Origin of the sequence: Nocardia yunnanensis (genome assembly GCF_003626895.1) — a bacterium.
Taxonomy (GTDB): domain Bacteria; phylum Actinomycetota; class Actinomycetes; order Mycobacteriales; family Mycobacteriaceae; genus Nocardia; species Nocardia yunnanensis.
This window is the reverse complement of sequence record NZ_CP032568.1, coordinates 4,273,073-4,292,667: the sequence shown is the minus strand read 5'-3', so window position 1 is coordinate 4,292,667 and position 19,595 is coordinate 4,273,073. Positions and strand designations below refer to the sequence as shown.

The 19,595-nt window shown below is 70.6% G+C and carries 21 protein-coding genes; 13 read left to right on the top strand and 8 right to left on the bottom strand.

Annotation, left to right across the window (positions count from 1 at the left end):
* Nucleotides 1-186: 186 nt before the first annotated feature.
* Nucleotides 187-1,686 carry a carbohydrate kinase family protein gene (locus D7D52_RS20130; RefSeq protein WP_162958418.1) on the bottom strand — a complete coding sequence of 500 codons (1,500 nt, stop codon included), beginning with the start codon at nucleotides 1,684-1,686 and terminating at the stop codon, nucleotides 187-189.
* 359 nt (nucleotides 1,687-2,045) lie between these two features.
* Between D7D52_RS20130 and D7D52_RS20125 the strand changes: the two genes are divergently transcribed.
* The 3 genes from D7D52_RS20125 (at nucleotide 2,046) to D7D52_RS38540 (ending at nucleotide 3,174) form a co-directional block, all read left to right on the top strand.
* Nucleotides 2,046-2,339, top strand: coding sequence for a hypothetical protein (locus D7D52_RS20125; protein WP_120738595.1), 294 nt, complete (start codon nucleotides 2,046-2,048; stop codon nucleotides 2,337-2,339).
* Nucleotides 2,336-2,623: a hypothetical protein gene (locus D7D52_RS20120; RefSeq protein WP_120738593.1), complete on the top strand. Its 288-nt coding sequence runs from the start codon at nucleotides 2,336-2,338 to the stop codon at nucleotides 2,621-2,623. The genes D7D52_RS20125 and D7D52_RS20120 overlap by 4 nt, the downstream gene beginning before the upstream one ends.
* A gap of 122 nt (nucleotides 2,624-2,745) precedes the next feature.
* On the top strand, nucleotides 2,746-3,174 hold the full coding sequence (locus D7D52_RS38540) for a hypothetical protein (protein WP_187703018.1): 429 nt from the start codon (nucleotides 2,746-2,748) through the stop codon (nucleotides 3,172-3,174).
* A gap of 109 nt (nucleotides 3,175-3,283) precedes the next feature.
* On the opposite strand, the gene D7D52_RS20110 is transcribed toward D7D52_RS38540, so the two are convergent.
* From D7D52_RS20110 to D7D52_RS20100, 3 genes are read right to left on the bottom strand one after another with little or no spacing between them, the layout of a single operon-like run.
* Nucleotides 3,284-4,363: a quinone-dependent dihydroorotate dehydrogenase gene (locus D7D52_RS20110; RefSeq protein ID WP_120744293.1), complete on the bottom strand. Its 1,080-nt coding sequence runs from the start codon at nucleotides 4,361-4,363 to the stop codon at nucleotides 3,284-3,286.
* Nucleotides 4,364-4,380: 17 nt separating this feature from the next.
* Complete coding sequence (locus D7D52_RS20105) at nucleotides 4,381-4,647, bottom strand: DUF5703 family protein (RefSeq protein ID WP_120738590.1); 267 nt, start codon at nucleotides 4,645-4,647, stop codon at nucleotides 4,381-4,383.
* Nucleotides 4,647-5,651 carry a YncE family protein gene (locus D7D52_RS20100; RefSeq protein ID WP_162958417.1) on the bottom strand — a complete coding sequence of 335 codons (1,005 nt, stop codon included), beginning with the start codon at nucleotides 5,649-5,651 and terminating at the stop codon, nucleotides 4,647-4,649. The genes D7D52_RS20105 and D7D52_RS20100 overlap by 1 nt, the downstream gene beginning before the upstream one ends.
* 219 nt (nucleotides 5,652-5,870) lie before the next feature.
* On the opposite strand from D7D52_RS20100, the gene D7D52_RS37860 reads away from it, so the two are divergent.
* The 4 genes from D7D52_RS37860 to D7D52_RS20075 are packed head-to-tail and all read left to right on the top strand — an operon-like array spanning nucleotide 5,871 to nucleotide 9,258.
* Nucleotides 5,871-6,227 carry a hypothetical protein gene (locus D7D52_RS37860; protein ID WP_246023180.1) on the top strand — a complete coding sequence of 119 codons (357 nt, stop codon included), beginning with the start codon at nucleotides 5,871-5,873 and terminating at the stop codon, nucleotides 6,225-6,227.
* A 45-nt stretch (nucleotides 6,228-6,272) separates the two neighbouring features.
* Nucleotides 6,273-6,809 (top strand): WKL family lipoprotein, encoded by a 537-nt coding sequence (locus D7D52_RS20085; RefSeq protein WP_246023179.1) that lies wholly within the window; start codon nucleotides 6,273-6,275, stop codon nucleotides 6,807-6,809.
* The gene (locus tag D7D52_RS20080) at nucleotides 6,809-8,911 is read left to right on the top strand and encodes an MMPL family transporter (RefSeq protein ID WP_120738582.1); all 2,103 of its coding nucleotides are present in this window, start codon (nucleotides 6,809-6,811) and stop codon (nucleotides 8,909-8,911) included. Before D7D52_RS20085 ends, D7D52_RS20080 begins: the two co-directional genes overlap by 1 nt.
* Complete coding sequence (locus tag D7D52_RS20075) at nucleotides 8,908-9,258, top strand: DUF2568 domain-containing protein (RefSeq protein WP_120738580.1); 351 nt, start codon at nucleotides 8,908-8,910, stop codon at nucleotides 9,256-9,258. The genes D7D52_RS20080 and D7D52_RS20075 overlap by 4 nt, the downstream gene beginning before the upstream one ends.
* Before the next feature lie 37 nt (nucleotides 9,259-9,295).
* Here the strand turns inward: D7D52_RS20075 and D7D52_RS20070 are convergent, their stop codons facing one another.
* Genes D7D52_RS20070 through D7D52_RS20055 form a run of 4 tightly spaced genes read right to left on the bottom strand, consistent with a single transcriptional unit; the run spans nucleotide 9,296 to nucleotide 13,345 of the window.
* Nucleotides 9,296-10,138 carry a heme ABC transporter ATP-binding protein gene (locus tag D7D52_RS20070; protein ID WP_120738578.1) on the bottom strand — a complete coding sequence of 281 codons (843 nt, stop codon included), beginning with the start codon at nucleotides 10,136-10,138 and terminating at the stop codon, nucleotides 9,296-9,298.
* Complete coding sequence (locus tag D7D52_RS20065; RefSeq protein WP_246023178.1) at nucleotides 10,135-11,340, bottom strand: FecCD family ABC transporter permease; 1,206 nt, start codon at nucleotides 11,338-11,340, stop codon at nucleotides 10,135-10,137. Before D7D52_RS20065 ends, D7D52_RS20070 begins: the two co-directional genes overlap by 4 nt.
* Nucleotides 11,337-12,365 (bottom strand): heme/hemin ABC transporter substrate-binding protein, encoded by a 1,029-nt coding sequence (locus D7D52_RS20060; RefSeq protein ID WP_120738576.1) that lies wholly within the window; start codon nucleotides 12,363-12,365, stop codon nucleotides 11,337-11,339. The genes D7D52_RS20065 and D7D52_RS20060 overlap by 4 nt, the downstream gene beginning before the upstream one ends.
* 20 nt (nucleotides 12,366-12,385) lie before the next feature.
* A complete protein-coding gene (locus tag D7D52_RS20055) occupies nucleotides 12,386-13,345 on the bottom strand; it encodes an aldo/keto reductase (protein ID WP_120738574.1) in 960 nt (319 codons plus the stop codon).
* Nucleotides 13,346-13,662: 317 nt separating this feature from the next.
* On the opposite strand from D7D52_RS20055, the gene D7D52_RS20050 reads away from it, so the two are divergent.
* The 6 genes from D7D52_RS20050 to D7D52_RS20025 all read left to right on the top strand — a co-directional run bounded on the left by D7D52_RS20050 (nucleotide 13,663) and on the right by D7D52_RS20025 (nucleotide 19,586).
* Nucleotides 13,663-14,625 carry an undecaprenyl-diphosphate phosphatase gene (locus D7D52_RS20050; protein WP_187703017.1) on the top strand — a complete coding sequence of 321 codons (963 nt, stop codon included), beginning with the start codon at nucleotides 13,663-13,665 and terminating at the stop codon, nucleotides 14,623-14,625.
* Between the two features lie 17 nt (nucleotides 14,626-14,642).
* Nucleotides 14,643-15,383: a histidine phosphatase family protein gene (locus tag D7D52_RS20045; protein ID WP_120738572.1), complete on the top strand. Its 741-nt coding sequence runs from the start codon at nucleotides 14,643-14,645 to the stop codon at nucleotides 15,381-15,383.
* Between the two features lie 20 nt (nucleotides 15,384-15,403).
* Entirely contained in the window at nucleotides 15,404-16,000 is a 597-nt protein-coding gene (locus D7D52_RS20040; protein ID WP_120738570.1) for a DUF3090 domain-containing protein, read from the top strand.
* Nucleotides 16,001-16,011: 11 nt separating this feature from the next.
* On the top strand, nucleotides 16,012-16,788 hold the full coding sequence (locus D7D52_RS20035) for an SCO1664 family protein (protein ID WP_120738568.1): 777 nt from the start codon (nucleotides 16,012-16,014) through the stop codon (nucleotides 16,786-16,788).
* Nucleotides 16,789-17,048: 260 nt separating this feature from the next.
* Nucleotides 17,049-18,287, top strand: coding sequence for a cysteine--1-D-myo-inosityl 2-amino-2-deoxy-alpha-D-glucopyranoside ligase (gene mshC / locus D7D52_RS20030; RefSeq protein ID WP_120738566.1), 1,239 nt, complete (start codon nucleotides 17,049-17,051; stop codon nucleotides 18,285-18,287).
* 186 nt (nucleotides 18,288-18,473) lie between these two features.
* The gene (locus D7D52_RS20025; RefSeq protein ID WP_162958415.1) at nucleotides 18,474-19,586 is read left to right on the top strand and encodes a GNAT family N-acetyltransferase; all 1,113 of its coding nucleotides are present in this window, start codon (nucleotides 18,474-18,476) and stop codon (nucleotides 19,584-19,586) included.
* The last annotated feature ends 9 nt before the right edge of the window (nucleotides 19,587-19,595 follow it).

The following is a 19,595-nucleotide window of genomic DNA, read 5'->3' as shown; positions in this document are numbered from 1 at the left end:
CGATAATGTCATTTCTGATTCATCGCTGCCCGGGGCGGGTACCGCAACCGGTCGGAATCCGCCGTTGCTGCCGGGTTGCCCGACCCGCGTCCGCAGACGGACGCGAAGCCTACCCGCTTTTGCCCACCGGGTGGCCCAACCCACCGAATGTCCTCTCCGACAGGCCGGGTGAGCGGTGTCGCGGCGTCAGGACGCGTCCAACCGCCGGTCGATCGCTTCGCGTGTCGGCATGGAGTCGGGAATGGACCGGATTTCGGCTTCGCGCGCGGGGATCGCGGCGGCGGCCCAGTCGAGGTAGTCGTGGCCGACCTGGCGCCGGGCAGACGACTCGACGGGACGCGGATGGGCTATCACGCGGGCCATGAAGGCCGCGACGAATGCCGACGACGCGCCGGGCGCGCCCGGACGGCCGGACCCGATGGCGGCCCGGACGGGTTCGGCGGCGGGGGCTTCGGACGAATACATCGCACACTCGTGCTGGTCGAGGACCACGACCGCGCCGACGCCATGGCGTACCAGCTGCCGGGCGATCTGCTCGGGACTCGCCCCGGGCCGCAGCAGGGCCAGCTCGCCGACCGAGGCGATCAGGTAGTCCACCGCCTCGAGGTAGTCGGGCAAGCGCGCCGGGAAGGGTTTTGGTGGTGTGGCGCTCACGAACAACCAGGGCCGGCGCGGCCGGCCGACCAGGACAGCCGATACCGCCGACAACAGTTCGATGTTCTGCTCGAAGGTCAGCAACACCGCGTCGGCGTCGAGCAGGGCGCGCGTGATCGGGATATCGGCGATGTCTCGCGCGTCGAAGCGGATTCGGTCGGCCTTGTCGGCGATCGAGGCGTTGGCGCCGTCTTTGCCGACGAGCACCGTCGCCGTCGGTGTCGGGCCGCGCCGCGACCGCACCAGGCTGGTGTCGACGCCGCGTTTCTTCAGATAGTCGACGATCTCGTCGCCCTGAGGATCGTCGCCGACGGCCGCGAACAGGCGGGCGTCGACGCCCAGACGCGCCAAGGCGACCGCGCGGTTGAGTCCCTTGCCGCCGGCGTGGACGGAGAACTTTCCGTACAGGGATTCACCGGCGCGTGGCAGGGCGTCGACATGGCAGATGTGATCCCATGCCGCGTCCCCGATGACCACGACGGTCGGACGTGCTGTCGCGGAAGCAATTTCGCTCGCGGGCACCACGGATTCGAGGGTCAATCCGCGCGCGAGCGCGGTGAAGGCGGCCTCTTCGGGCCGACCGCGCAGCGCGCGCTCGCTGCGCACCTGCCGAGTGACGGGCACGCCGAGCAGCTCGTGCAGGTGCGTCCAGTGCTGGGCCAGGCAGTCACGCCGCGGCCCCAGATCCGGCCCGTAGAGCTGTGCGCCGAGCTCGTCGGGCAACCTGGCGGCCAGCATGCCGAGGTTGAGTTCCACGTCCACGATCAAGCGTTCCGCGGCAACCAGGGTGGCGGCGATGTAGCGCAACGCGTGCGGCAGCGCCCCTTCCGGATCCTCGCCGCTGAGAAAGGCGTATCTGCGCACGACGACCAGCCCGAGTAGTGCGTCGATATCGACCGGGCGGGCACGGCGACCGCCCAGGCCGGTGCGTTTACGCAATTGCAGCAGCGTGTCGCGCACCGCCCGAACGTCGTTGTCCTGCGCGGCCGTATCGGCCCCGCTGCTGCCTCCGAGGTTCTGCTGCATCGTCATTTGCACCAACCATAGAACCGTCCGGGTTTGAACGTCGGCCGAAACGGCAATGTAATTGTGACAGCGGCAAAATGCGATTCGGAAGCGCCAAATGCCATCCTGGTAGTGGCAAAGTATCGCGGTCCGAGCGGACTCGCCCCGGGAGGTCCCCCGATGAACGGAATCGTTTCCGAGGTCCGGTACAGCCGGCCACGCGCGCGCCGGATCCCGTGCCGCACACCCGATACCGGCGTCGCGGTGAATGTCCAAGTGCGGTAAGCGGGTTGGCGCCCGCGCCAGCCGCCTGCCACCGCCCGTCCCAGCCGTCACATCTTCCACCCCTCGGACGTGACGCCTCCCCGCACCCATCGGAGGCCTCCATGACCCTCTATCACGCCCGTCACGCCATCACGACAAGCCTCGTCGCCGAGTGCGCCGAACACGAGCCCGGCGAGCCCGCACCGAATTGGCGGCTGAGCTGGCTCGAACAGCCACGATGGACTCGCGAACAGGCCACGGCGGCAATGGAACTCACCGAACTGCTGGTCGGGCCGACAGCAACCACCGGCCCGGCGTGGCAGCGGGCGCAGGCCATCGCGTCGGCACTGGGGATCGATGTGGAACAAGCTCGCACCGCGCTGGCGCGGCGGCGGGAGGAACGGGGGCGATCATGACCATCTATACGACCGATGACTGGTGCATGACCAGCGACCGCAGCCACGAGAGCGCGGTGCGGGTGGCCGACGGCTGGACGCTGGCGTGGCGCTGCAGCTGGCTGCCCGACCGATTGCTCACGCGCGCACAAGCATTGGCGGCGATGGTACTGGCCGAGATCGTCGCCGACGGCGGCTGCCAGCATGACGAGAGGCTGCAGGGACGCGTGATCGCCAGCGCCGGGGAGCTGGGGATCCCGGTGGAGCAGGCGGTGTTCGTGCTGTCGAGGCGGCGATCGGCGTGAGGGGCGCCCGCACCGATCGATGAGGGCAACGACGAGCCCGGCGCGGCAATCGGTTCGCGGCGAAGGCATCACAGCGCGAGCACGGGGATCCCGGGCTCGCGCGGACGGCTCAGGAGGTTGTGGTGACGATCGAGATCACGACGCGGAGGATGAGCTCCGATGTCAGCCCCGAGTATGCGGCGCGCACGGCGGGGCACTGGCGGTTGAGTTGGTTGCCGTGGCGGCGGTTGTCGCTGGCGCAGGCGCTGGCGGGGATGCAGTTGGACGAGTTGTTGTCGGATCCGACGGTCGTGGACGACGCGCAGGCGCAGGCGCAGGCGGCGGCGTATGCGGCGAGATTGGGCATCGCGGTGGATCGGGCGGTGATTCTGCTGGCGCAGCGGCTGGCCGAGCGGATGAATCCGGACCCGGCAGCGGTGCGCGCCGATCACGGTGTGTGGGATCCGCTGTGGGAGCGGACGAGTGCGCCGGAGCCGGTCGCAGCGCACTGGTTGGCGGGCGCGCGGCTGGGAAGACATGCGTCGGCACGATCGCGGCACTGCCGGGGCTGAGCCGACACGGAACCTGCGCGGAGGGGCGCGAGGGCCGTCGGAAACGCAAGGGCGGCAGCGGGCTTCGCAAGCGAAGCGGGCTGCCGCCCTGTGGTTGGTGCGGGGCAGGTCAGGGGTGGGGGGTGTGTTCGGCGCCGACGGCTTGCGCGAGGCTGGTGTAGCCGTGGGTGCGCAGTTTGTCGGCCAGGCCGCGGTGGATGTGGGTGGCCCAGCGGGGGCCGCCGTAGATGAAGCCGGTGTAGCCCTGTAGCAGGGAGGCGCCGGCGAGGATGCGCTGCCAGGCGTCGTCGGCGGTTTCGATGCCGCCGACGGAGATGAGGGTCAGCCGGTCGCCGACGCGGGCGTAGAGGCGGCGCAGCACTTGCAGGGAGCGCTCGGCCACCGGCGGGCCCGACAGGCCGCCGGCGCCGAGGGGTTCGACGGTGGCGGCGGGGGTGGCCAGGCCGGCGCGGCCGATGGTGGTGTTGGTGGCCACGATGCCGGCCAGGCCGAGTTCGACGGCGAGGTCGGCGACGGCGTCGATGTCCTCGTCGGACAGGTCGGGGGCGATCTTCACCAGCACCGGCACCGACACTTCGGCCAGCACCGCCTGCAGGATGGGGCGCAGCGAAGCCACCGCTTGCAGATCGCGCAGGCCCGGGGTGTTGGGCGAGGAGACGTTGACGACGATGAAGTCCGCCAGCGGGCCCAGCAGTTTCGCCGAGATGGCGTAGTCGTGGGCGGCGTCCTCGGGTTCGACGATCTTGGTTTTGCCGATGTTGGCGCCCAGCGGGATCCCGCCGGGCGCGCGGGCGGCGAGGTGGTCGGCCGCCGCGGCGGCACCGAAGTTGTTGAAGCCCATGCGGTTGATGAGCGCCCGGTCGGCGGGCAGGCGAAACAGTCGCGGCGCGGGATTGCCGGGCTGGGCCTGCGCGGTGACGGTGCCGATCTCGGAGTAGCCGAAACCCAGTGGGCCCCACGCGTCGACGCCGTCGGCGTTCTTGTCGAAACCGGCGGCCAATCCCAGCGGCGCGGGGAAATCCACCCCGAACACGCGGGTGGCCAGGATCGGGTCGTCGGCGACGAGAAGCGCGCGGCAGATCCGCCGGCCCGCGCGGAAGCGGGTGGCGAGTTTCATGGCGGCGAAGGCCAGGTGGTGGATGCGCTCGGGGGGGAGTGCGAACATCACCTTCAGCAGCAGGGCGTACAGGCGCTCGTACATTCGGGTTACATCACCGCCTCGGGTGTCGGGGATAGCGGGGGGTTGGAGCGGCGGCGGCGCAGTAACACCCGACGGCTGCCGTCGGTGTAGGCGCGCACCCGCGACAGTTCCCAGCCGCTGTATTCGGCGTGGATGGACAGCCGCAGGGCGGCGGTGACCCTGCTGACGCCCGGGGGCAGTCGCAGGGGCACGTATTCCCATTCGTCGCTGGATTCCTCCCAGCCCTCGGGTAAGGTGCGCGATTGGTGCGCCGATCGTGAGGCCCGAGCCATCACTGCCCTCTCTTCCGCTGGTCCGCGCCGATCCGTTGCAGACCGTCACCGGTCGCGGATCCCACGAACATCTCACCGGTGGCCTCGTCGACGGTCACCGAGTTGGGCTGGCGCACCGTCGGGTAGCGCCCCACCTCTACCGGTATACCCGTCGACAGGTCGTAGCCGACGACTTCGTTGCCTGCTGTCAGCGTCACCCACACGGTCTCCGACCGCTGATCGTAGGCGAGTGCGTAGGGTGCAGAGCCTACCGGGAAGCGCTGGTGCAGCACCAAGGGATCGGCGGTGTAGACCAGCAGTTGCCCGCCGGCGGTGTCGGCGACGAGGCTGCGCCCGAAGTGGTCGCCGATCATCGTGGTGGCGCCGTCGCCGGCGCGCAGCGACAATCCGAGCTTGCGGTCGCCGTCGAGGGCGACCAGCGCGGTCTGGCGGCGATCGAGCACCACGACGGTGTCGCCGGTGACGGTGATCGCGTCCGCGGACGACAGCCCCGAGATGCGGTGGCGCACAGCGCCGTCGGCGTCGAGCAGCAGCACGGTGCCGTCGGCGAGGCCCGCGACCAGGCTGCCGTCGGGGCGCAGCGCGGCGCTGTGGACGTCCCCGTCGACGCGCACGGTGGTGGCGGTGGCGGTGGCGGCGTCGACGCGCACGATCGCGCCGGGCACCGCGACCAGGATCTCACCGGGTTTGCCGGCGGCGAGTGCGGCGGCCTTGCCGGGCAGGGTCAGGGTGCGGGTGGTGGCGCCGGCGCTCAGTTGCAGGGTGGTGCCGGGGTCGAGGACGGCGGCGAGGGTGGCGGTGGCGGGTTCGTCGAACAGCAGCGCGATGGCGGGGCTGGGGGTGACGCTGCCGGCGGGCGCGGCGGCGGGGGCGGGCGCGAGCGCGGGGGTGGCGGGTGGGCGAGTGGCGTTGTCGGCGTTGGTTTCCTGTGAGGAGCATCCGGCCAGCACACACATCACCGTCGCGCCCGCGAGGGCCGAACCGATCCAGCCGCGACGGCGCATGCAGCGAACTCCTTTACCTGACCGACGAAATCATGCGTGCTCTCTAATCTGACCATGATGCGGCCCGGCCGTGCGCACGCGGGGGTCCTCGCCGCGCCGCGCCGCACAGGCCGCCCGGGCCCGCGAGGCGGGCGCGCGGGACGTGACGCGGGGCTGGCGGGGTGGTGTCGGCGGGCGCGGTTACCGTGGAGGAGAAGGCGTTTCGAGCAGGGAGATGTGGTGGGTGACGAGCATGTTTCGGGTTTCACCGTCGAGGATGTGACCGTGGGCCGGTTCGCGCACGGGTTCGGGGTCACCGGCGACGGGCGGCGCTTCGCGTTTCGCACCCAGCGCGCGAGCATGACCGTCGAAATCTATGCCGCTGCCGCCACCAGCGCGGTGCCCGGGCCCGAGGAGGTGGAGGCGGTGGCGGTGGCGCCGGTGACCGATATCGATCTCGACGACGAGCGCAGTGTGGTGGCGTTGGTGGCGGATCTGATCCCGCAGGCGGCGCCGGTGGCGGCGCCGGCGCGGGAGGCGACGACGGTGCGGGCGTTGCTGGGGCGGCTGGGCGCGGTCCTCGACGGCCGCCCATGACAAACTAGCGGCACACAACCGCAGTTCGAGCTGACGAGGATGTTGATGCGACTTCGACGACCGGGTGCCGCCGCGCTCATGCTGACCGTGCTGGGCACGGCGATCGCCGGGTGCGGCGGGGGCGATGACGAGTCGAAGGTGGCGCAGGCGCGTTCCTCGGCGTATGCGGCGTTGAGTTCGTCCTCGGCGGCGGCGCAGTCGAGCGCGGTGGCCGACAAGCCCGCGATTCCCACGGCGGCGCAACTGGATCAGCAGATGAAAGCGGCCCTGGATCCGACGCTGCCCGATTCCGACCGCACCGCGCTCATCGAGGACGGGGAGGCGTTCACCGACGCGATCCCCGACATGTACAAGGCGTTGCAGGATCACCCCAAAGCGGTTTACGGGGTGCGTGATCCGGTGTTCGACAACCACGACGGCACCCTGACCGCGACGTTGAGCCTGGACAAGGACGGCACCGGCACCGACGTGCGCACCACGGTGGTGCATTTCGTCTACACCGGCGGGCGCTGGAAGATCTCGCGCACCGATCTGTGCGGGATTCTGCGCTCGGCCGACTACAAGACCGCGGCCTGCGGCTGATGCTCGCGCACCGGTCGTGGCGGTGGGGGCGCGCGATCCACCGGTGGCGGTGGCTGGTGTTCGCCGGATTCGTGGCCCTGGTGGCCGGGTCGGGGGTGTATGGCCGGGATCTGGGCGCTCATCTGACCCAGGAGGGCTGGTTCGACGATTCCAGCCAGTCGGTGGCGGCGGCGAAGCTGGCGGATGCCACCTTCGGACGCGACCGGGACGCGGATCTGATCGTCGTCTACACCGCCCCGCCCGGGCACACCGTCGACGACCCACCGGTGCGTGCGGCGGTGACCGCGGATCTGACCCGGCTGCGCACCCGTTTTCCCGACCGCATCGCCAAGATCGACTCGTATTTCGACGGCGCGCTGATGGGCCAGTTCGCCGACGCCTCGCGGCAGCACGCGTTCGCCAGTGTCGGGTTGCGCGGTGACGGCGGCACCGACACCGTCGCCGACTATCTGGCCGTGAAGAACGAATTCGGTGCCGGCGCAGCGGGTTCGGGCCCGGGTGGCACGACGGTGCAGCTGGCGGGGTTGCAGCCGGTGGTCGAGGGCATCAACACCGGGATGCAGGACGATATCCATCGCGCGGAGTTGATCGCGTTGCCGCTGGTGGCGATCCTGCTGTATTTCGTGTTCGGCGGGGTGGTGGCGGCGTTGCTGCCGGTGCTCATCGGCGGGATGACGATTCTGGGCAGCCAGGGCATCATGCGGGCGTTGACCGATCATCTGCAGGTCAACGTGTTCGCCTCGGCGGTGGTCACGTTGGTGAGTTTGGGGTTGGCGATCGATTACGGGTTGTTCGCGGTGACCCGGTTTCGTGAGGAGCTGGCGGCGGGGCGCAGCGTGCAGGAGGCCAGCGCGGCCACGATCGCGACCGCGGGCCGCACGGTGGTGTTCTCGGCGGCGATCATCGCGGTGAGTTTGGGGGCGTTGTTCATCTACCCCAACGGGGTGTTGCGGTCGGTGCCGTTGGGCGGGATTTCCTCGGTGCTGTTGGCGGCGGTGTTGTCGGTGACGGCGTTGCCGGCGGTGTTGTCGATCGTGGGCCGGCGTATCGATCTGGGGGGTTGGCATCGGCTGGCGAGCATCCGCACCGCCGAGCAGATCGATGCCGGGTTCTTCTCGCGGCTGGCTGTGTTGGCGATGCGCAAGCCGTGGCTGGTGATCGTGCCGGTGGTGTTGCTGCTGACGGTGTTGATTCTGCCGTTTCGCCACATCGAGTTCGGGGGGTTGAGCGAACGCTATCTGGCACACGACAATCCGGCGCGGGTGGCGCAGCAGGATTTCGATCGCCTGTTTCCGCAGTTCCGCACCGAACCGTTGAAACTGGTGGTGGTGGGCGCGTCCCCGCAGCAGCTGTCGGATCTGCGCTACGCGGCCGATCAGCGGGTGGGTGCGCGCATGACCGGGCCGTTCGATCCGGCCGCGCCCAGCAAGGATCAGGTCACGGTGCTGGCCAGCGGACTGCGCGACAAACGCGACGCCGACACCGTGATCGCGGCGTTGCGCGGGCTGCCGCAGCCGGCGGGCACGCATGTGATGGTGACGGGAGTGCCGGCGCTGGAACGTGATTCGATCCATGGGTTGATCAAGGGGCTGCCGTTGCTGGCGACGATTCTGGTGGTCGCGGCGGTGGCGTTGATGTATGCGGCGTTTGGGTCGCTGGTGCTGGCGCTCAAGGCGGTGGTGATGAGCGCGCTGAGCCTGGGCGCCACGTTGGGGGTGCTGACCTGGATTTTCGTGGAGGGCCACGGGGCGGGGGTGTTCGATTTCACGCCGGGCCCGTTGATGTTCGCGGTGCTGGTGTTGATCGTGACGGTGTTGTTCGGGCTCTCGACGGATTACGAGGTGTTTTTGCAGTCGCGTATGGCCGAGGCGCGCGCGGCGGGCGCGGCGGCGCCGGAGGCGATCCGCTACGGCATCGCCCACACCGGGGGCGTGATCACCTCGGCGGCCGCGATCTTGATCGTGGTGACCGGGGCTTTCGGGTTCTCGGATCTGGTGCTGATGAAATACATTGCCTACGGCATGATCGCGGCACTGGTGTTGGACGCCACCGTGATTCGCATGCTGTTGACTCCGGCGGTGTTGAGGTTGGTCTGGCGATGAGCGTGCTCAAAGGCGCGAATCTGGCGTTGATGTTCTCTCTCGAGCTGGCGGTGCTGGGGTCGGCGCTGTGGTGGGGTGCGAGCGTGTCGGCGCCGCTGGCAGTGCGGATCACCGCGGCGGTCGCGGCGGCGGCGATGTTCGTGGTGGTGTGGGCGCTGTTCGGGGCCGCCAAGGACGCGAAATACCCGCAGACCGGGTGGCGGCGCGTGGCGTTGGAGGTGTGCTGGTTCGGGGCCGCGGCGATCCTGCTCGGGTTCGCGTGGACACCGTGGGCGGGGATGGTGTTGTTCGCGGTGTGGTTGGCCAACGGGGCGCTGCGGCTGGTGTGGGGCCAGCAGCAGCTGTAACCGATTCGGCGGTAGGCGTTTTCGACTTCGCGTGTGTTCAGCCGCGTACCGGCAGGACCAGTTGTGCGCCGGTGACGGGGTGGTCGAACACGTCGACGGGATGGCGGTAGACGCGGGTGAGCAGTTCGGGGGTGAGGATGTCGCGGGGTGGGCCGTCGGCGGCGATGCGTCCGGCGTCCAGCACCGCGACCCGGTCGGCGTAGGCGGCGGCGACTCCGAGATCGTGCAGTACCACCACGACCGCGGCCCCGGCGGCGGCGCGGTCGCGGGCCAGGCGCAGTACTTGTTCCTGGTGGCCGAGATCGAGTGCGGCGGTGGGTTCGTCCAGCAGCAGGGTGGCGGTGTCTTGGGCCAGCACCCGCGCCAGCGCGACGCGGGCGCGTTCGCCCCCCGACAGTGCGGGGAAGGGGCGGGCGGCCAGGCGGGTGACGTCGGTGGCGGCCATGGCGGCGGCGATCAGGGTGTCGTCGTGGTCCTGGCGGGCGGTGCGCGCCCAGGGGGCGCGGCCCATGGCCACGACTTCGCGTGCGCTGAACGGGAATCCGACCGTGTGTGCTTGCGGCAGCACCGCGCGCCGGCGTGCCATGTCCAGCGGTGTCCAATGGGTCAGGGCGTGCCCGTCGAGTTCGACGCTGCCGCCGGTGAGGTCGAGTTCGCCGGCCAGTGCGGCGAGCAGGGTGGATTTGCCCGCGCCGTTGGGGCCCACGAGCGCCACGATCTGCCCGGCGACCACAGGGAAGTCGACGCTGTCGAGGACGGTGCGGGTGCCGCGGCGGGCGCTGAGCCCGCGGGCGCGCAGCGTGACCGCGCCGGGCTCGGCCGGTTCGGGCAGGGCGGGGCGGCGGGTGAACACCGTGGCCAGTGCACGCAGTCCGCTCATGCCCAGCCTCCCGCGCGGGAGCGGGTGCGTCGCAGCAGCCAGAAGAAGAACGGGCCACCCACCAGCGAGGTGATCATGCCCAGGGGCAGGTCGGCGTTGTGGACCAGGGCGCGTGCCCCGATGTCGGCGGCCACCAGCACGACCGCGCCCAGGATGGCCGAGAGCGGGATGAGTACGCGGTGGGCGGGGCCGACGAGCATGCGCACCAGGTGCGGCACGATCAATCCGACGAACAAGATGATGCCGGTGAACGCGACCCCCGCGGTGGCCAGTACCGCGACCACGACGATGATGTTGCGCCGCAACCGTTCCACGTCCACACCCAGGTGCCGGGCCGCGGATTCCCCCAGCGCCAGCAAATCCAGGCGCGGGGCCATCCACACCGCGGCGGCCACTCCGGCCAGCGTCAGCGGCCACACCACGTTGACCGCCTGCCAGGTGGCGCCGTTGAGCGAGCCCATCTGCCAGAACACCAGCTGATCGCGTGCCGCGGGGGATGCTTTGAACAGCAAAAACGAGATGAGGCCGCCGGCGAAGGCGTTGACGGCGACGCCGGTGAGGATCAGGGTGACCACTTCGGTGCGGCCGCCCGAGCGCGAGAGCAGATATACCAGTGCGGTGGTGCCCAGGCCGGCGACGAACGCGCCCGCCGCGACCGACCATGCCGCGGTGAACGCGCCGCCGATGACGATGACGGTGCCCGCCCCGACGGCCGCGCCCGCCGACACCCCGATGACGCCGGGTTCGGCGAGGGGGTTGGCGAAGACGCCTTGCAGGAGCGCGCCCGCGGTGGCCAGGGCCGCGCCGACGAGCACGGCCAGCACGACGCGCGGGAATCGCACCTGCCACAGGGTCACGTATCCGGCGGGGTGATGCGGCATGGTGCCCCAGTCGAGACCGAGCTTGTGGAAGAAGGCGCCGGCGACTTCGGCGGGGCTGGTGGGCACCTGCCCGATACCCGCGGAGATCACCGCCGCCACCACCAGGCCGGCCAGGGCGGCCGCGAAGATCAGCGTGGTGCGCGAGCGGTCACGCGGCCCCGCCGGTTGCGGGTCGACGCTGGCCGGGAAGTGCTGTGCGGCAACGGTTTCGAGCTCTCGGCCGCCGCTCCCGGGCCGGGTGGCGTCGGCCGCTGGGGTGTCCTGCGCGCCGGTGACGTTGCCGGGGGTCGAATGCGGTGGCGGGGTCAGTGGGTCGCTCATGCGGCGGTGCCGTAGACGGCGTGGATCAGGGCGCTCAGCACGCGGCCGGTGTTGGGGCCGAACGACAGCAGCACCGCATCGGACATGTCGACGACGCGTCGGTCCTTGCCGGCGGGGGTTTGGGCGACGCCGGGGACTTTCTCGAGGCCGTCGACGCCGCCGACGGAGGCCAGCCCATCGCTCATGACCAGCAGCACCTGCGGAGCGGCGGCGATCATGGCTTCGCTGGTGATGGGCAGAAAGTCCTGGGTGACCCCGGACGCGGTCGCGGCATCGACCCCGCCGATGGCGCTGATCAACGATTCCGCGCCGGAGCCGGGACCGAAGATCATGGTGATGGCCGTGGAGCGCAGGTACAGAAACGCGATCTTGGGCTTGGCATCCCGCTGCGGCACCGACGCGGTCGCCGCCGCGATCTCGGTGCGGGTGCGTTGCGCCAGGGTGACGCCCGCGTCGTGCACGCCGAGGGCGTCGGCGACGGCCTGGATCTGCGGGACGACCCCGTCGAGGGTGCGTTTGTCGTCGAAGTACACCACCGTGATGCCCAGGGACTTCAGCTGCTCGCGCAGGGCGGGGGTGACGGCGGTGGTGTCGGTGAGAAACACCGTGGGCCGCAGTGCCGCCACCGATTCCACGCCCAAGGTGCCCGACCCGCTCGACACGGTCGGCAGGTCCTTGACGGCGGGGAAGACCGCGGAGTTGGAGCGGCCCACCAGTTTCGAGCCCAGCCCGAGCGCGACGACGGTCTGGGCCAGCGTGCCGTAGCGGTCGGCGGCGATGATACGACTGGCGTCGGTGACGGTGACCTCGCTGCCGTCGAAGGAGCGCACCGTGACCGGCAACTGCGGGTTGGGTTGCGGCAACGCGACCGGGTCGAGGTCGCCGACGCTGGCGGTGACCGGGCCGGCGGCGGTGTCGGCGGAGGTGTCGTGCCCGCAGGCGCTCGTGCCCGCCACCAGGACCAGTCCCAGCAGCATGATCAGCAGCGGCCGCGCGGCGGTGCGGGCATTCACGAGACACCTCATGCCGGTAAGGGTAGCCTTGCTCATTCTGTGCGTGCGCTCACGTCTCCCAGGGCCGCGCTGATCGCGCGCGGCAGCTCGAGGGTTTCCGCGGCGATGATCCCGGTCAACTGCCCGATGTCGCGGGCGCCCACCAGCATCGAGGCCACCCCGGGCTGATCGCGAATCCACGCCAGCGCCACCGCCAGCGGCGAGGTCCCCAACCCGTCGGCGGCGGTGACGACCGCGTCCACGACCCGGATCGCGCGTTCGTCGAGTCCGGCGGTGATCTCGGCGGCGGTGGCCTCGTCGGCGCCGCGCGAGTCCGCGGGCACCCCGTCACGGTATTTGCCGGTGAGGATGCCCCCGGCCAGCGGCGCGGTGGCGATGACACCGAGCCCGTGATGCTGTGCGGCGGGCACGAATTCGTGTTCGACGCCGCGCGCGAGCAGCGAGTAGGGGATGTGGGTGGCGGTCAGGGGTGCGGCGGCGGCGAGGGTGGCCAGCTGCCAGCCGTCGTAGCCGCGCGCCCCCGCGTAGCGCACCCGCCCCGAGCGCACCGCCCAGCTCAAGGTGTCGGCGATCTCCTCGAGGGGGGTGTGTGGATCCCAGGCGGCCACCGACCAGATGTCGAGGTGGTCGGTGCCCAACTGGGTGAGGGTGTGGTCGAGTTGGCGCATCATGGTGCGCCGCGAGGCGTCCACGGTCCAGCGCACCGCGGCGGGCGCATCGGCGGCGGCGTCGCTGAGTACCGGTGTGTATCCGGCGTTTCCGGACAGCACCAGGTCTTCGCGGCCGATCTCGGAGATCAGCTCGCCCAGAATGTGTTGCGCGGCGCCGTCACCGTAGGCCGGGGAGGTGTCGACCAGGGTGCCGCCGGCTTCGGCGAAGGCCATCAGCTGGGCGGCGGCGTCCTCGGCGTCGGTTTCGCGGCCCCAGGTGTGGGTGGCCAGCCCCAGCCGCGAGACCCGCAGTCCGCTGCGGCCGACCGTGCGTTGTTCCATCACCGCGCTTGCCCTTTCGTCACAGGCGTCAGCCTAGGCGCAGCCGTCACCGCTGCCCGGTTACGGGCCGCGTCGCGTCGCGGCGGGTCGGCGCGAGTGTGCTTCCCGCCAGGCACGATTGGGCCGCCCACCCCCGCCCCGCACCGGATGCGTCCGGATTGCGCCAGTCCAGCGGTCGGCATTCGCCCGCGCGTGTCCGAAATCGGACATCGGCCGGTAGGGTCGCTGCGGTCGACCCGGCGCCGCGGGCGCGGCGGTGGGCGGGCCGGTGGCGCGAATGGTGTACCGGCAGGCGAGGATTCGGGACTGGAGGGTGTGTGGGCGAGTCGATGACGTGGGTGCAGGCGCTGGTGTTGGGGGTGGTGCAGGGGTTGACGGAGTTTCTGCCGATCTCCTCCTCGGCGCATCTGCGGATCACCTCGGCGGTGTTCTTCGGCGACGATGCGGGCGCGTCGTTCACCGCGGTCACCCAGTTGGGCACCGAGGCGGCGGTGCTGGTGTATTTCGCCCGCGACATCGGGCGCATCGTGACCGCCTGGACCACCACGGTGTGGTCGAGATATGTTGTGCGGCAACGAGAAACAGTACCGGCCAGCGAGCTGCCCACCACCCGGTTGCCGGTGCTGGACGCGCACGGCCGCTTCGGCGACCACCCGGACCCGCACTGGCAGCGCGAACTAGACTATCGGGTGGGCTGGTATGTGATCATCGCCACCGTCCCGATCGGGGTGCTGGGGTTGGTGTTCGCCGACCAGATCCGTACCGGCGCACGCAATCTGTGGCTGATCTCGATCATGTTGATCGTGTTCGCGCTGGTGATCGCGTTCGCGGAGTACTACGCGGGCCGGACCTACGGACAGACGCGCCGCCCGCTCGAGCTGTTGGGCACTCGCGACGGCCTGATCATGGGGCTGGCGCAGTGCCTGGCATTGATTCCGGGCGTGTCGCGGTCGGGGGCGACGTCCTCGGCCGGGTTGCTGTGTGGGCTGACTCGTGAGGCGGCGGTGCGGTTTTCGTTTCTGCTGGCGATTCCCGCGGTGCTGGCCTCGGGGTTGTTCTCGCTGCCGGACGCCTTCGAACCCGCAGGTGAGGGCCTCAATGCCTCGGGTGCGCAGCTGATCGTGGCCACCGCGGTGTCGTTCGTGGTGGGGTATGCGTCGGTGGCGTGGCTGCTGCGGTTCGTGGCGCGGCATTCGCTGGACTGGTTCGTGGGCTACCGCCTGGTGCTGGGGGCGACGATGCTGGTGCTGCTGGCGACCGGCGTGGTGTCGGCGACCTGAGTCGGTAGGCTGTCCCGGTGACGGTGATCCTGTTGCGGCACGGCGTGTCCACGTCGAACACTGCCCGCACCCTGGCCGGCCGCAGCGCCGGTGTCGATCTGACCGACCGCGGCCGCGAACAGGCCCACGCCCTGGTGCAACGACTGGGATCGCTGCCGATCGAGCACATCGTGTGCTCGCCGCTGCTGCGCTGCCAGCGCACCGTCGCCCCGCTGGCCGACAAACTCGGCCTGGAACCCGAACCCGACGAGCGGCTGCTCGAGGTCGACTACGGCGACTGGACCGGCAAGGCGCTGGCGGATCTGGTGAGCGAACCGCTGTGGAAGGTGGTGCAACGCCACGCCTCGGCCGCCACCTTCCCTGCGGGAGAGTCCTTGGCGCAGGTCCAGTTTCGGGCGGTGTCCGCTGTGCGCGAACGCGACCGGCAATTCGCGGCCCGCCATGGTAGCGATGTGTTGTGGATTGCATGCACGCACGGCGACGTCATCAAGTCGCTGCTGGCCGACGCGTTCGGGCTGCACCTGGACGGGTTTCAGCGCATCGTGGTGGAGCCGGCCTCGATCAGCGTCATCCGCTACACCCCGACCGCCCCGTATGTGTGGCGGGTCAACGACACCGGCCCCGAGCTGTCGGGTTTGGCGGCGATTTCACCGCGAACCGGCGGCGAATCACGCTCGGGCCCGGTTCCCGGCGGGGAAACGGGTACCACCGACAGTACGGATAATGGGGTTGCGCAACGCCCCGATTCATCAGTGTGAGTGAACCGAATGGAGGTGCCATGGGCCGAGCAATCCATATCTTCCGCACCCCCGATCGATTCGTCGCCGGCACCGTCGGCGAGCCGGGCGACCGCGCGTTCTATCTGCAGGCCGTGCAGCAGCCGCGGGTGATCAGCGTGCTGCTGGAAAAGCAGCAGGTCAAGGTGCTGGCCGATCGGATGGGTCTGCTGCTGGACGAGGTCGCGCGCCGCTTCGGCACCGCGGTGCCCCCGCAGGCGGCCGATGTCGCCGACACCGCCCCGCTGGTGATGCCGGTGGACGCCGAATTCCGGGTCGGCACCATGGGTTTGGGCTGGGACGCGGACGCGGGCGCGGTGGTGGTGGAGTTGTTGGCGATCACCGAGACCGAGGTCGACGAGTCGGTGGTGCTCGACGACACCGAGGAGGGCCCGGACGCGGTGCGGGTGTTTCTGACACCGGTGCAGGCGCGGGAGTTCGCGTTGCGGTCGGCGCGGGTGATCGCGGCCGGGCGCCCGCCGTGCCCGCTGTGCGGGGAACCGTTGTCACCGGCCGGGCACATGTGTGTGCGCACCAACGGCTACAAGCGCGGAGAGATCTTCGGGGTCACCGAGGTCGACGAGGACGACGAGGACTGAGGGCGGCGAGGATGGCGCAGGATCTGCTGGGCACCGCCGAGCTGACGGTGATCGGGCAGGTCACCACCGCCAGCAATGTGACGTTGGTGTGCGAAAGCGACGGCGAGACGCCGCTGCGGGTGGTGTACAAGCCGGTGGCCGGGGAGCGGCCGCTGTGGGATTTCCCCGACGGCACCCTGGCCGGACGCGAGGTGGCGTCGTATCTGGTGTCGCAGGCGCTGAGGTGGGGGGTGATCCCGGAGACGGTGCTGCGGGAGGGGCCGCTGGGGCCGGGGATGGTGCAACGCTGGATCGACTCGCGCGAGGATCAAGCCCTCGATCCGGTGGATCTGTGCCCGGCCGGGGAGGTGCCGCCGGGGTATCGGGAGGTGTTGCGGGCGTTGGATCCTGGCGGGCATCCGGTGTCGCTGGTGCACGGCGAGGACGCGGGCCTGTATCGGATGGCGGTGCTGGATGTGCTGATCAACAACGCCGACCGCAAGGGCGGGCATGCGCTCGCGGGCGCCGACGGGCGCATCTACGGGGTCGATCACGGGATCTGCCTGCACGCGCAACCCAAGCTGCGCACCGTGCTGTGGGGGTGGGCCGGGGAGCCGGTGGCCGAGGAATTGCTCACCGACATCACGGTTTTGGTGAAATCGCTGGCCGGTGAGCTGGGTGAGCGGCTGGCGGGGTTGCTCACCGACACCGAGATCGAGGCGCTCGAGGCACGCGGGCGCGCACTGCTCGAGAATCCGGTGCTGCCGCACCCGAGCGGGCCGCGCCCGATCCCCTGGCCCGCGTTCTGACGGCCGCCACCACACGCCCCGACCGCGTGCGCGCCCCGGATTCGCCGCGCCGCGTGGAGGATTCGCCGCCCTGCGAGAAGGATCCGGTGCCCGGTCGCGACGCGCCCGGTGCGGTGGGGTTGGCGTCGCGGTGATTGCAACGGTTGACAGCGCCGACGCTGTGACTAGGGTGCTGGTCGGCCCGTCGGGCCGCGTGTCGCGGCGCACATCGGTGCGGGGGCGGCGGCGGGGGCGGGCGATCTCGGCGTTAACCTCGACGCATGCAGTCCTGGTCCGATATCGCTGTCCCGACCGTTGCCGGATCCGGACCAGCGTTGCGTTTGCACGACACCGCCGACAAGCAGGTCCGCCCGGTCACCCCCGGGGCGACCGCGACGATGTACGTGTGCGGCATCACCCCCTATGACGCCACCCATCTCGGGCACGCCGCCACCTATCTGACCTTCGATCTGGTCAACCGGCTGTGGCGCGACGCCGGGCACGAGGTGCACTACGTGCAGAACACCACCGATGTGGATGATCCGTTGTTCGAGCGCGCCGCCCGCGACGGCATCGACTGGCGGGCGCTGGGCACCCGCGAGATCGAGTTGTTCCGTGAGGACATGACCGCGTTGCGGGTGATCCCGCCGCGCGACTACATCGGCGCGATCGAGTCGGTGCCGGAGGTGGTGGAGCTGGTGGACAAGCTGCTGGCCTCGGGCGCGGCGTACGTGGTCGAGGACGCGCAGTATCCGGACGTCTACTTCCGTCACGACGCGACCGAACAGTTCGGCTACGAGTCCGGTTACGACCGGGCGACCATGGAGCGACTGTTCGCCGAGCGCGGCGGCGACCCGGCGCGCCCGGGCAAACGCGACCCGATCGACGCCCTGTTGTGGCGCGCCGCGCGCCCGGGTGAGCCGTCGTGGCCGGCGCCGTTCGGGGCGGGACGGCCGGGCTGGCACATCGAGTGCGCCGCGATCGCGCTCAACCGCATCGGCAGCGAGTTCGATGTGCAGGGCGGCGGCAGCGATCTGATCTACCCGCATCACGAGTATTCGTGCGCGCACGCCGAAGCGCTGGTCAAGGGCCGTCGTTTCGCTCGCCATTACGTGCATGCCGGGCTGATCGGCCTGGACGGGGAGAAGATGTCGAAATCGCGCGGCAATCTGGTGTTCGTGTCGTGGTTGCGCCGCGGCGGCACCGATCCTTCGGCGATCCGGCTGGGGTTGTTCGCCGGGCATTATCGCGCCGACCGGGAATGGTCGGATGCGGTGCTGGCGCAAGCGAATACGCGCCTGGCGCGGTGGCGAGAGGCCGCGGCGCGGACATCGGGTCCCGAGGCGGCGGCGACGGTGGCGCGGCTGCGTCAGCATCTGGCCGACGATCTGGACACCCCCAAGGCGCTGGCGGCGATCGACGCCTGGGCGCAGCAGGCCCTCGACTACGGCGGACCCGACGCGGACGCACCGGGGCTGATCACGGACGCGGTGGACGCGCTGCTGGGGGTGCGGCTCTAGCCGCGAGCAGGCGAATTCGCCAGGCGTGGACCCGGATTCGGGTCCGCGCGCGGGTACGCGGTCCTGCCGCGGGCATAGCCCGGACCGACCCCGAATCCGATTGAATCGGGCAATTCGGTCGACGGGTGGGGGTGGGTCGCGCATGCTGGGAGACGGTGTGTCGTCGCACGGGTGAGGAGTGGTGGGTTGGGATCGCAGCAGGCTCCGGCGGGGTTGGCGCTGTCGGCGGCGCGGTTCACCCGCGCCACCGACCGGCTGGCGCAGTGCGCGCTGTTCTATCGCGAAATCGTCGGGCTGGCAGAGTTGTTCGCGTTCACCGACCACGCCGGCTACAGCGGCTACGTCTTCGGGCTGCCGGGCGCGGCCACCCAGCTCGAGCTCGTCCACCGCGACGGCGCCCCGCCCGCGCCCGCGCCGGACGCCGAGCACGCGGTGGTGTTGTATGCGCGCGGCGGGTTCGAGGGGTTGCGCAAGCGGCTGGCCGATCACGCGATCGCCGAGGTGGTGCCCGACAACCCGTACTGGGTGGCGGCGGGGGCGTTCGCGGTCCTGGATCCCGACGGCTGGATGCTGATCGTGGTGCCCGCCGCGGCGAGCCCGGTCGGTATCGAGGAGTTCACCGGTGACCGGGCACAGATCGCGTTCTCGTTTCGGCTGGCCGAGGATTCCGAACAGGCCCTGGCCGGGTATCTAGGACGCGGGCGGGTGTGGGTGGCGCGCACCGCTGACGGGCGGGTGGTCGGGCACATCCAGGCCGCACCACTGCCGCAGCCCGCCGCCACCGGCACCGGCACCGCACAAGAGGCCGAACCCGAAGCCGCCGAGGCCACCGCCACCGAGGCCACCACCGCAGCCGAGGACGCTCCCGAGGACGGGGGCGTGACCGCAGCCGCCACCGCCACCGCTACCGCGGCCGAGGCCAAGGCCGCCACGGCCACCGCCACCGAGGCTGCTCCCGCGGACGGGGCCGCCACCGCAGCCGACTCGGCCGCGGTCACGGCGGCGGTGTCGGTGTGGGAGATCGTCAATACTGCGGTGGCCGAGGACTTTCGAGGCGCGGGGCTGGGGCGGCGGTTGATCGAGCAGGTGGTCGCGGCGGCCACGGCGGCGGGGGTGACACGGTTGGAGGTGGCCACCGGCGCGGCCGATATCGGCAATCTGCGCTTCTATCAACGCTGCGGTTTCCGCATGTCGCGGGTGGTGGCGGATGTGTTCACCCCGGAGGCGGGCTATCCGGAGGGGCTCGAGGTCGAGGGGATCCCACTGCGCGATCAGGTGTGGTTCACCCGCATGCTGTGAACCCGCCCG